Source organism: Pantoea sp. X-Soil-YNGN-844, assembly GCF_059730595.1.
The window spans coordinates 1,798,320-1,810,731 of sequence record NZ_AP036007.1 but is presented as its reverse complement, the minus strand read 5'-3'; the positions used below and the strand labels follow the sequence as shown (position 1 = coordinate 1,810,731).

8 protein-coding genes and 1 other RNA gene are annotated in these 12,412 nt (G+C 54.6%); 5 read left to right on the top strand and 4 right to left on the bottom strand.

Annotation, left to right across the window (positions count from 1 at the left end; translation table 11 throughout):
• Positions 1–8 precede the first annotated feature (8 nt).
• Both sufB and sufA read right to left on the bottom strand, forming a co-directional pair.
• Positions 9–1,502 (bottom strand): Fe-S cluster assembly protein SufB, encoded by a 1,494-nt coding sequence (gene sufB / locus AC6I8C_RS08390; protein WP_013357696.1) that lies wholly within the window; start codon positions 1,500–1,502, stop codon positions 9–11.
• Between the two features lie 7 nt (positions 1,503–1,509).
• Entirely contained in the window at positions 1,510–1,884 is a 375-nt protein-coding gene (sufA, locus tag AC6I8C_RS08385) for a Fe-S cluster assembly scaffold SufA (RefSeq protein WP_003853229.1), read from the bottom strand.
• A gap of 388 nt (positions 1,885–2,272) precedes the next feature.
• Between sufA and AC6I8C_RS08380 the strand changes: the two genes are divergently transcribed.
• Positions 2,273–2,677, top strand: a complete 405-nt coding sequence (locus AC6I8C_RS08380; RefSeq protein ID WP_497823322.1) for a hypothetical protein — start codon at positions 2,273–2,275, stop codon at positions 2,675–2,677.
• Between the two features lie 33 nt (positions 2,678–2,710).
• On the opposite strand, the gene ydiJ is transcribed toward AC6I8C_RS08380, so the two are convergent.
• The gene (gene ydiJ, locus AC6I8C_RS08375) at positions 2,711–5,764 is read right to left on the bottom strand and encodes a D-2-hydroxyglutarate dehydrogenase YdiJ (protein WP_497822160.1); all 3,054 of its coding nucleotides are present in this window, start codon (positions 5,762–5,764) and stop codon (positions 2,711–2,713) included.
• Positions 5,765–5,969: 205 nt separating this feature from the next.
• Between ydiJ and ydiK the strand changes: the two genes are divergently transcribed.
• Both ydiK and rprA read left to right on the top strand, forming a co-directional pair.
• Positions 5,970–7,088 (top strand): AI-2E family transporter YdiK, encoded by a 1,119-nt coding sequence (ydiK, locus tag AC6I8C_RS08370; RefSeq protein ID WP_377794663.1) that lies wholly within the window; start codon positions 5,970–5,972, stop codon positions 7,086–7,088.
• 292 nt (positions 7,089–7,380) lie between these two features.
• Positions 7,381–7,488: antisense sRNA RprA (rprA, locus tag AC6I8C_RS08365), an RNA gene on the top strand.
• 70 nt (positions 7,489–7,558) lie between these two features.
• Here rprA and ppsA read toward each other — a convergent pair.
• On the bottom strand, positions 7,559–9,940 hold the full coding sequence (gene ppsA, locus AC6I8C_RS08360; RefSeq protein ID WP_497822159.1) for a phosphoenolpyruvate synthase: 2,382 nt from the start codon (positions 9,938–9,940) through the stop codon (positions 7,559–7,561).
• 439 nt (positions 9,941–10,379) lie between these two features.
• Here ppsA and ppsR point away from each other — a divergent pair, with 439 nt between their 5' ends.
• Both ppsR and AC6I8C_RS08350 read left to right on the top strand, forming a co-directional pair.
• Positions 10,380–11,207, top strand: coding sequence for a posphoenolpyruvate synthetase regulatory kinase/phosphorylase PpsR (ppsR, locus tag AC6I8C_RS08355; RefSeq protein ID WP_013357691.1), 828 nt, complete (start codon positions 10,380–10,382; stop codon positions 11,205–11,207).
• A 151-nt stretch (positions 11,208–11,358) separates the two neighbouring features.
• Complete coding sequence (locus AC6I8C_RS08350; RefSeq protein ID WP_497822158.1) at positions 11,359–12,405, top strand: 3-deoxy-7-phosphoheptulonate synthase; 1,047 nt, start codon at positions 11,359–11,361, stop codon at positions 12,403–12,405.
• Positions 12,406–12,412 lie beyond the last annotated feature (7 nt).

The window sequence follows — 12,412 nt, the reverse complement described above, 5'->3', positions numbered from 1 at the left end:
TGACGGCATCAGCCCACACTGTGCTCAAGGCTGATGGCTAACAATTTCTGGGCTTCCACAGCAAATTCCAGTGGCAGCTCCGAGAATACGTCTTTACAGAAGCCGTTCACGATCATCGAGATGGCGTCTTCTTCACTGATACCGCGTTGCAGACAGTAGAACATCTGATCTTCGCCGATACGTGAGGTCGTGGCTTCATGCTCAAGCTGGGCGGTATTGTTGCGGGTTTCAACATACGGGAAGGTATGTGCGCCGCAATCAGGGCCGATCAGCATTGAGTCACACTGCGTAAAGTTACGGGCATTGGTGGCGGTTGGCATGATTTTCACCAGACCGCGATAGGTGTTCTGACTTTTACCGGCCGAAATCCCTTTAGAGATAATGGTCGATTTGGTGTTTTTACCAATGTGGATCATCTTGGTGCCGGTATCGGCCTGCTGACGACCGCTGGTCAGTGCCACCGAATAGAACTCACCCACCGAGTAGTCCCCGCGCAGAATGCAGCTCGGGTATTTCCAGGTGATCGCTGAACCGGTTTCAGACTGGGTCCAGGACATCTTGCTGTGGTCACCTTCACACAGCGCACGCTTGGTCACGAAGTTGAGGATACCGCCCTCGCCTTCACCGCCAGGGAACCAGTTCTGAACGGTCGAATATTTCACTTCAGCATTTTTATGGATGATCACTTCCACCACGGCGGCATGCAGCTGATAGCTGTCACGCACGGGGGCTGAACAACCTTCGATATAGCTGACGTAACTGTCTTCATCGGCAATCAGGATGGTGCGTTCAAACTGACCGGTTTTCGCTGCGTTAATGCGGAAATAGGTCGACAGCTCCATCGGGCAGCGAACCCCTTTCGGGATATAGACGAAGGTGCCGTCAGAGGCGACCGCCGAGTTCAGTGCCGCAAAGAAGTTATCGTTAGCCGGAACCACCGTGCCGAGATACTGCTTCACCAGCTCCGGGTGTTCCTGAATCGCTTCGCCGAATGAACAGAAGATAATCCCCTGCTCCGCCAGCTTGCCGCGATAGGTGGTTGCTACAGAAACGGAGTCAAAAATGGCGTCAACCGCCACTTCCCGCCCTTCACGCACCGGCACACCCAGCTGATTAAAGGCGTTCTCCACTTCCTGCGTCAGGTAGTCGCTGGCTGGCGCGCTGCCGGAAGCCTGGGTCACACCCGGCTCTGAGGCGCAGGTGTCATCGCAGTTACCGCAGGAGGGGGCGGAGTAGTAGCTGTAATCCTGATAGTCGAGTTTTTCGTAGTGGGCTTTCAGCCAGTGCGGCTCTTCCATTTCAAGCCAGGCACGAAACGCTTTAAGACGAAACTCCAGCATCCACTCTGGCTCGTTACGCTTGGCCGAGATCGCCCGCACCACATCTTCATTGATGCCGTTGGCAAATTCTTCGGTCTGCAGTTGGGTAAAGAAGCCCTCTTTGTAGTTGAGCTTGCCTTCCCAGATTTGTACATCGTCAGATGTTTCGCTGTGTCGTGACATATTTCACTTACTCGACGCCAAAGCTCTCACCGCACCCGCAGGCGTGCTGAGCTTTAGGGTTATTGAATTTAAAAATCTGATTCAGGCCTTCACGAACGTAATCCAGTTCAGTGCCATCAACGAATGGCATCGCCTGTAGCGGCACAAACAGCGTTGCGCCGTGGAATGAGAACTGCAGATCGTCTTCGACGGGTTCTTTCACCAGATCCATGACGTAGCCGAACCCGGCGCAGCCGGATTGTTTTACGCCCAGACGTAGCCCCTTGACTTCAGGGTCCTGAGCCGCCAGATTGAGAATTTGTTGCGCTGCGGTTTCAGTCAGCGTCAGACCTTTCCAGACAAAATCGTCGGGTGAGAAAGAGTCTGTATTAACAGATGCCATGTTGATACCTCTTGAGTCCGGACCTTTTCAGGCTATCCCCCTATGGTAGTGATCTGACCAATCACTTCAACCTCTTGTTTTGCAGGGATAATCATCTTGTGCTGTTTTATTCGCTCAATTATTAAGCATAGCTGCTTCCGTTCATCCTGCGTGAACAGAGTCAGTCTCAATAAGCCAGTGATAACCTATTAATAAATCACTCTATTTGAAATAACCATTTTTGATAAAAATGCTTATTGATAGGTTACGCCTTTCTCGGATGTAAACAGATTGTTATTTCCGATTATACCGACAGGCAGGATAAATCGATAAATTTTTCTGTCCTGCAATTGCAATCCCGGCATAGATGAATATGATAATTATTATCATTAACATTCAGAGTGACGCCATGATGCTTTCTGTCTCCGCCTGGCTGCAGCATAAAATCGACGAATACCAGTTTTCGGTGCGTGATATCACCGTCGACTTTTATATGGCGCAGGCAAAGCTCGACCGGGCCGACTGCACGATTCATCAATTGCGTCAGTTTAACGATACCTGTCAGGATATGGCAGAAGTCTGCCAGTTGAACGGTGACGACCAGAGTTACCTTCATGCGATGGGTAAACTGCATCACCGGCTGGTGCAGGAGATGGGAAACAACGATCGCGATCGCCTGTTTCGCCTTCAGGCCTATCAACTGGCGCGATTGTCCCTGACCCGCCTCTGCCATCAACTGGCCATGGTCGGAGAGTGGAACAAAGCCACCGTGCTGCAAAGTGACTTCGTGCGTCACGCAGGCTGGATATTCTAATCCAGCCACGGCGTGACGTCGCGCACAATTTTTTTACATTAACGTTAACAATGCCTGAAGCGGATGGCGCATGCCGTTGCCTTCCACACGCTTGACCTGGCTGCGGCATGAATAGCCGGTGGCCAGACAGCGCTGGCGCGGCAGTCGCTGAAGCTGCGGATGCCAGGAGAGCGCATAGATCCCCAGCGAGTTTTCAAGGTTCTGACTTTCATGGCCATACGTGCCCGCCATGCCGCAGCAGCCTACATTGATGTTTTCCAGCTTTGCGCCAAAACGGGAGAAAATCGCCTGCCACTGGTTGGGCGCTGAAGGCAGCGCGGTTACCTCGGTGCAGTGCGCAAACAGATACCAGGACTCCCCGCCCGTGGCCTGTACCTCACGTTCTGCCAGGGCACGCTCTAACCATTCATGCACCAGCAATACGCTGAAGTCGCCGCGCGATTCACCCAGCGTCTGACGATACTCATCACGATAGCAGAGCACGGTAGCCGGATCGACGCCGACCATCGGCAGTTCCAGTTTTGCGACCCGATTAAGAAAATCGGCGGTACGGGCTGCCGTGCGGGCGAAACGTTGCAGGAAGCCTTTCACGTGCTGCGCTTTACCGTTTGGCGAGAAAGGCAGCAGCACCGGGCGATAACCCAGCTTCTCAATCAGCCTGACAAAATCGTTAACCAGCTGTGCCTCATAGAAGCTGGTAAAGGGATCCTGTACCACCAGCACACAGCTGGCGCGCTCCGTGGCTGACAGTCCTTCCAGCTGTTCCAGCGTCATGTTCATGGCGGGATGGCCACTGAGCTGCTGTTTCAGGTTAGGAGACGAAAGCAGTGGCAGATCGACCATGCCGATATGTGTTTTGCTTAACTCTTTCACCCACGGCTGGCGCAGGAAAAAGTTAAATACTTTTGGCGCCTTCGCCATCAGAGGCGCATAGCCTTCGACCGCCACCACCAGGTGATCGCTGACCGGGCGCAGATAACGGGTGTGATAGAGCTGCAGAAAGCGCGAGCGGAATGCGGGCACGTCAATTTTAATCGGACACTGGGTGGAGCAGGCTTTACAGGCCAGACAGCCGGACATCGCCTCTTTCACCTCGTGCGAGAAGTCATACTCCCCTTTACTGGCGTGCCAGCTGTTGCGGGTACGGGCGATCAGCCCGCGTAGCGACAGGCTGGTTTCCGGCAGCTGCTTTTCGAGTACCAGCGGATCGACGCCCTGCCCGGCCAGCAGTCGCAGCCACTCCCGCGTCAGCGTTGCCCGCCCTTTTGGCGAGTGAATACGGTTGCGGGTGATCTTCATTGACGGGCACATCGGGCTGCGGGCATCAAAATTGAAACATAACCCGTTGCCGTTACACTCCATCGCTCCACGCCATTCATCCCGGACCGTTAACGGAATCTGCCGATCGTATGTTCCGCGCTTCACCGCATCGACCTGCATCATTTCGTCGTTGCTGTTAAAGGGCGTACAGATTTTACCCGGATTCAGGCGGTTAAGCGGGTCAAAGGCCGCTTTGATGCGGCGCAACTCATTAAAAAGCGTCTCGCCGAAGAATGCCGGACTGTACTGGGCGCGGAACCCTTTACCATGTTCACCCCACAGCAGGCCGCCATAGCGCGCGGTCAGCGCCACCACTTCGTCGGAGATCTGTTTCATCATCATCTCCTGCTGCGGATCGCACATATCCAGCGCCGGACGCACGTGCAGGACGCCTGCATCGACGTGACCAAACATACCGTAACTCAGGCCGTGGCTGTCGAGCAGCGCGCGAAACTCGACAATGTAGTCCGCCAGTTTTTCCGGCGGAACGGCGGTATCTTCGACAAACGGAATCGGTTTAGCCCGGCCTTTAGCATTTCCCAGCAGGCCCACCGCTTTTTTACGCATGTTATAGATGCGCTCAATGCCTGCCAGATCGTTACAGAACTGATAGCCAATCACGCCGCCCTGCTGCTGCTGCATCAGCGCATCAAGCCGGGCACACAGTTTTTCGATCTGCTGATCGATGAGTGCGGCGTTGTCACCGGCGAACTCTACGATGTTCAGACCCAGCATCTCTTTATCGGGTACGTCAGCAATCAATTCACGCACCGAGTGCCACACGATATCTTCCCGCGCCAGGTTCAGCACTTTGGAGTCAACGGTCTCAACTGACAGCGCCTGCGCGTCCACCATAAAGGGCGCGTTACGCAGGGCGGAATCGAAGGAGTCATATTTAATGTTTACCAGCCGCCGCACTTTCGGCAGCGGGGTGATATCGAGACGTGCCTCAGTAACAAAAGCCAGCGTTCCCTCGGCACCACAGAGCAGGCGCGTCAGGTCGAAGGTTTGCATATCGTCGCTGAAGACGTGGCGCAGGTCATACCCGGTCAGGAAGCGATTCAGCCTGGGAAACTTTTCCACAATCAGATCCCGGTGCTCGCGGCAGCGCGTCAGCACCTGCTGATAAATACGGCCTTCGGGGGTGGCCGTCTGCGCCAGCGTTTCAGCCAGCGCGGTGGCCATCGGCCGCGTATCAAGAATATCGCCGCCCAGCAGCACGGCGCGCAGGCCCAGTACATGGTCTGAGGTTTTACCATAGACCAGCGAACCCTGACCCGACGCGTCGGTATTGATCATGCCGCCCAGCGTGGCGCGGTTACTGGTGGACAGTTCAGGCGAAAAGAAAAAGCCGAAAGGCTTCAGCCAGGCATTCAGCTGATCTTTGATGACGCCAGCTTCGACCCGCACCCAGCCCTCATCGGTATTGATCTCCAGGATGCGGTTCATGTAGCGCGACATGTCCACCACAATGCCCTGATTCAGCGACTGACCGTTAGTGCCAGTGCCGCCGCCGCGCGGGGTAAATACCAGGCTGGCAAAGCGTGCTTCTCCGGCCACGCGGGCGAGCAGCGCAACGTCCGCCGTCGAACGCGGAAAGAGCGCCGCGTCGGGCAACAATTGATAGATGCTGTTATCGGTGGAGAGTGAAAGACGATCGGCATAGCTGGTCGCCATGTCGCCGGTAAAACCCTGCTCTTTCAGCGACTCAAGGAACGTCAGCACCAGCTGAACGAGGCCCGGTGCCTGCGAAATCTGTGGGATCATGATTGTCTGACCGAAGGTGTTGTAAACGTTTGCGTTTATACGTGAGCGATTTCTCGTTTTATCATATTTTTTCTGCGGCTGCCCTTTTTTCAGAAAAGACAAAAACCTTTCTCCGCGACGCTGTTTAAACCCTGGCAAATAGATCATGATAAAAACGGGCATCCGAATGCCCTGAAATGAAGGATTAAGACGAGGTTATGAGTCAATGATGAAAAGCCAGTACCGGGATATGGATTTACCGCAAATACTCTTTACCCTGATGTTCATTCTGCTGCTGATTGTCGCCTGTTTATGGGTGGTGCAGCCGTTTATTCTGGGCTTTGCCTGGGCCAGCATGGTGGTAATTGCGACCTGGCCATTGATGCTGAAATTCCAGCGCCTGTTGTGGGGACGCCGTTCGCTGGCGGTGATCGTGATGACAATGCTGCTGTTGCTGCTGTTTATCATTCCTATCGCACTGCTGGTCAGCAGCCTGATCGATAACAGTGCCCCGGTCATCGCCTGGGTTACCCAGGGGCATACGATGCCGCAGTTGCTGTGGCTCAGGGATGTGCCGATGGTCGGCAAAAAGCTTTATGTCAGTTATGACACGCTGGTGGCGAGCGGCGGTGCCGGCATCATGGCTAAAATCCAGCCCTACATTGGACGTACTACCGGCTTTTTTGTCGCACAGGCGGGTCATTTCGGCCGCTTTATGATCCACCTGGGCGTGATGTTGCTGTTTAGTGTGCTGCTTTACTGGCGCGGCGAACAGGCTGCTCAGGGCATCCGTCACTTTGCTTTCCGCATGGCGGGACGACGCGGTGATGCCGCCGTGCTGCTGGCGGCACAGTCCATTCGTGCCGTGGCGCTTGGCGTGGTGGTGACGGCGCTGGTGCAGGGCGTGCTGGGCGGTATCGGTCTGGCGATCTCCGGTATCCCCTATGCCACGCTGTTAACGGTGCTGATGATCCTCTGCTGCCTGGTTCAGCTCGGCCCGCTGCTGGTGCTCGTCCCCGCCATCATTTATCTCTACTGGAGTGGCGATACCACCTGGGGAACCGTGCTGCTGGTCTGGAGTTGTGTGGTGGGTACGATGGATAACGTCCTGCGTCCGATGTTAATCCGGATGGGTGCGGACCTGCCGATGATCCTGATCCTTTCTGGCGTAATTGGTGGCCTGTTTGCCTTCGGCATGATTGGTCTGTTTATCGGCCCGGTAGTTCTGGCTGTCTCCTACCGTCTGGTTTCCGTCTGGGTTCATGAAGCACCAGCGCCAGACAATGACCCGCTGGCCGTGGCGGATGCGCTGGCCGATCACGATAGCACCCCGCCAGCCGTCTGATTCACAGCAACGACACACTGTGTCATTCTATCCTGTGAGCATTGATTAGTGCGGTTAATGATGATTAACCGCACCCCTTCTCAGAGACTCGCCAGATTTTGTTTTCCATTAGCGATTTTTAAGAAAAAAGCCATCTTTGGCCTTTATTTGACCTTTCTGGCCTAAAAAAGATTACTTTCTGCACTGTTTCTTAAGTCAAACGGCGAAGTAAAGGTGACAAAAGATTATCGGCTTTAAACTAATAAGAGGATTCTTAAAGACGCCAGCCAGCGGTATGAATAACATGTTTCCTATGTTCGAAATCAAGCTATTGATTTTCAGACAACATGATTCCCCTGAGTAGAGTAAAGAATTGCTGTGTGTAGTCTTTGCCCATCCCCTGTGATGGGCTTTTTTTTTGCCTGAATATGACCAGCTATAAACAGAAAAAGGCCCGCAATGCGGGCCTTTCATCATTTCTGTAAGCGTCGTCAGGCAGTTTTGTTTAACTGTGCCAGACTCACCCACGTTTCCACTACGGTGTCCGGGTTCAGCGACAGGCTATCAATGCCCTCTTCCATCAGCCATGCGGCAAAATCCTGATGGTCGGACGGCCCCTGACCACAGATGCCGACATATTTACCCTGCTGCTTCGCGGCCCTGATCGCCATGGAGAGCAGGGCTTTAACGGCTTCGTTACGCTCGTCAAACAGCGCGGAGACGACGCCGGAATCACGATCCAGCCCCAGCGTTAGCTGGGTCATGTCGTTGGAGCCAATTGAGAAGCCATCAAAGTGCTGCAGGAACTGCTCTGCCAGCAGCGCATTTGACGGGATCTCGCACATCATGATGATCTTCAGCCCGTTCTCACCGCGCTTCAGCCCCTGACGGGCCAGCTCTTCCACCACGGCCTGCGCCTGATCCACCGTGCGCACAAACGGAACCATGATTTCGACGTTGGTCAGGCCCATCTCGTTGCGAACCCGTTTTACCGCTTCACACTCCAGCGCAAAGCAGTCGCGGAAGTTATCCGCCACATAGCGACCTGCGCCACGGAATCCGAGCATCGGGTTTTCTTCTTCCGGCTCATAGCGTTCGCCGCCAACAAGGTTGGCATATTCATTGGTTTTAAAATCGGAAAGTCGGACAATTACGCGTTTCGGTGCAAATGCCGCACCAAGCGTGGCAATTCCCTCCGTCAGGCGAGCGATGTAAAACTCCACCGGATTATCAAATCCTTTCATCATTTTACGGATCTGCTGCTGCAGTTCCGGTGTCTGCTGATCAAATTCAAGCAGCGCTTTCGGGTGGACGCCAATCATTCGGTTAATAATAAATTCCAGCCGCGCCAGGCCAACACCTTCGTTCGGCAGACAGGCGAAATCGAAAGCACGATCGGGGTTACCTACGTTCATCATAATCTTCAGCGGCAGCTCAGGCAGCGAATCGACCTGCGAACTGGTGACGTCGAAGTCGAGCAGCTGATCATAGACGTAGCCGGTGTCGCCCTCGGCGCAGGAGACGGTGACCTGATGACCCTCTCTCAGCCGATCGGTGGCGTCGCCACAACCTACTACCGCCGGAATACCCAGCTCACGCGCGATGATCGCCGCATGGCAGGTTCGTCCGCCACGATTAGTGACAATGGCTGACGCCTTTTTCATGATCGGTTCCCAGTCCGGGTCAGTCATGTCCGTCACCAGCACATCGCCTTTTTCAATGCGGTTCATTTCGCTGATATCGTGGATGACCTTCACCACGCCTGCGCCGATACGATGACCGATGGCTCGCCCTTCAACGACGACGCTGCCCTGACCCTGCAGCGTATAACGCTCCATCACCTGGCCATTTGAGCGCACGGTTTCAGGACGCGCCTGAACAATAAACAGCTTGCCGGTGTGTCCATCTTTGGCCCACTCAATATCCATCGCCCGCTGATAGTGCTGCTCGATCAGCACTGCCTGCTTCGCCAGCGCCTGCACTTCCTCATCGTTCAGACAGAATCGGTCGCGTTCGGCCTCAGGCACATCTTCGATGCGTACCTGTTCGCCATGCGCCTGAGAATCGGCATACACCATGCGCACCTTTTTCGAGCCCATATTGCGACGCACGATAGAGGGACGATCCGCCGCCAGCGTTGGCTTGTGAACATAGAACTCATCCGGGTTAACAGCGCCCTGCACCACCATCTCACCCAGTCCCAGGGCGGCGGTGATGAAGACCACCTGATCAAAGCCGGATTCGGTATCAATGGTGAACATCACACCTGACGAGGCCAGGTCCGAACGCACCATGCGCTGTATGCCGGCAGAGAGCGCCACGCCACGATGGTCGTAGCCCTGATGCACGCGGTAGGAGATAGCACGGTCATTAAACAGTGAAGCAAAGACATGCTTGACCGCCACCATAACGGCGTCGATGCCCTGCACATTCAGGAAGGTTTCCTGCTGGCCGGCAAAGGAGGCGTCGGGCATATCTTCGGCGGTGGCAGAGGAGCGGACGGCAAACGACGCGGCCGCATCATCGGCAGAGAGTTGCTGATAAGCGTCCAGAATGGCGGACTCCAGTTCCGGCAGAAACGGCGTTTCCACCACCCACTGACGAATCTGTTTACCCGCTTTTGCCAGCGCATCAACATCATCAATATCCGTCTCATCCAGCAGCGCATAAATTCGCTGGTTCAGCCCGCTTTGATCGAGAAACAGGTTAAAGGCGTACGACGTGGTCGCAAAACCATTGGGCACGGAAACACCCAGCGACGACAGATTCGTTATCATTTCACCTAACGAGGCGTTTTTGCCGCCTACCCGATCAACATCATGCATGCCAAGCTGGTTATACCAGAGCACCAGTGGCTGTTCTTGAGTGGACATCGTGCTTATCCTTTATCAATTTTCAATGAATGGACACAGAGAGTGAGCTGTTTCCAGCCTGGCATATCACCCCTGCAATAACGATCTGTTGAATCGTTAAAGCAGAATTTCAGCCGCAGTTTCGGAATTGTGAGCGGATTATTTTGCCGTTGCGCAAAGTTGCGATTTTTATCTAACTGATTGATGTGGCAGGAAATGGCACATTTTCAGCCACTTAAGCATTCTGTTTTGTTGCGCAACAGATGGAGGGGCTATTTATGGTCCGATTGCATTTTAAAAAAGAATTCCGGCGAATCGAAACGCCTTTTCAATTTTATTAGCATGATGAAACTGCAGACAAATAATCCGGACAGGCCTTCCAGAAATTAAAATCAGAGATGATTTATTGAGTCGCATCGCGCATGCTGATGGCTCACTCCTGGCTGAGGCTGAATTCATTATGACAACTGACAGAAGCGTTTTTTATATCTCCGATGGTACAGCGATAACAGCTGAAGTCCTGGGCCATGCGGTGCTGTCGCAGTTTCCGGTTAATATCACCAGCCTGACGTTGCCATTTGTGGAAAACGTCCAGCGGGCGCTGGCGGTTAAAGCCCAGATTAACGCGCTCTATCAGCAGAGCGGCGTGCGGCCGCTGGTGTTCTTCTCCATTGTCACGCCAGAGGTGCGCGACATTATCGTGCAGAGTGAGGGTTTTTGTCAGGATATCGTGCAGGCGCTGGTGGCTCCCCTTCAGCAGGAGCTGGGCTTATCGCCTGCCCCCGTGGCACATCGTACCCACGGACTGGACGCCAGTAATCTGGGGAAATATGACGCACGTATTGCGGCGATCGATTACGCCCTGGCGCATGATGACGGCATCTCGCTGCGCGGGCTGGAAGATGCGCAGGTTATCCTATTAGGCGTCTCGCGCTGTGGCAAAACACCCACCAGCCTCTATCTGGCGATGCAGTTTGGTATTCGTGCCGCCAACTACCCCTTTATTGCCGACGATATGGATAATCTTAAACTGCCGCCCGCGCTGCGCGCCCATCAGAATAAACTGTTCGGGCTGACCATCGATCCGGAACGGCTGGCAGCGATACGGCAGGAACGGGCGGAAAATACCCGCTACGCCTCAATGCGTCAGTGCCGGCTGGAAGTAGGCGAAGTTGAAGCGCTGTTTCGCACCCATCAGATCCGCTATCTCAACAGCACTAACTACTCGGTCGAAGAGATTGCCACCAAAATTCTCGACATCATGGGCCTGACGCGCCGTATGTACTGAAGGGGAATCGGATTGAAGATGTAAAGCGCCGCTGCCGTGGGTTTTGATTTCATTATCAAATCACGGGTTGAATTCGCAGACTAATGGTTTATTGTGACCACCATCACTTCCCGGTATTTCACCGCTGCGAAGAACCGTTTTCGAGAAACTCATGAACAAAACCGACGAACTGCGTACCGCACGCATTGGTAGTCTGATTACCCCCGCCAGCCTGGCGGCTGAACATCCTGTCTCTCCGGCGATTGCCGACAATGTCACCGCTGCCCGTAAACGTATCGCCCGTATATTGACGGGTGACGATCCGCGCCTGCTGGTAGTGATCGGGCCCTGCTCGCTGCACGACCCGAAAGCAGCCCTGGAGTATGCCGCGCGTCTGAACGCGTTACGCAGCCGCTATGAAGATCGGCTGGAGATTGTGATGCGTGCCTACTTCGAGAAGCCTCGCACCGTCGTAGGCTGGAAAGGGTTAATCTCCGATCCGGACCTGGATGGCAGCTACGATGTGAACCGGGGTATCGGCATCGCCCGCAAGCTGCTGATCGATATCAACGCGCTGGGCCTGCCCACCGCCACAGAATTTCTGGATATGGTGATCGGCCAGTTTATTGCTGACCTCATCAGCTGGGGCGCGATTGGCGCACGTACCACCGAAAGCCAGATCCACCGCGAAATGGCGTCTGCCCTCTCCTGTCCGGTTGGCTTTAAAAACGGCACCGATGGAAACGTGCAGATCGCGGTGGATGCGATTCGCGCCGCACGCGCCAGCCACATGTTCCTGTCACCGGATAAACTGGGCCAGATGACTATTTATCAGACCAGTGGTAACCCGCATGGTCATGTGATCCTGCGAGGCGGTAAACAGCCTAACTATCATGCCAGCGATGTCGCCGCCGCTGCGGAGAGTCTGGCGGCCTTTAATCTGCCAGAGCAGCTGGTGATCGATTTCAGTCACGGCAACTGTCTGAAACAGCATCGTCGTCAGATGGATGTGGCGGCAGAGGTAGCAGAGCAGATTAAATCAGGATCGCGGGCTGTTGCCGGTGTGATGATTGAAAGCTTCCTGGAAGAAGGCAATCAGAAAGTAGTAAGCGGTGAACCGCTGGTTTACGGCCAGTCGATTACCGATCCCTGCCTCGGCTGGCAGGAGAGCGAACAGGTGCTCGCCCTGCTGGCCGAGGCGGTTTCTCACCGCCTCTGAGTCTTTA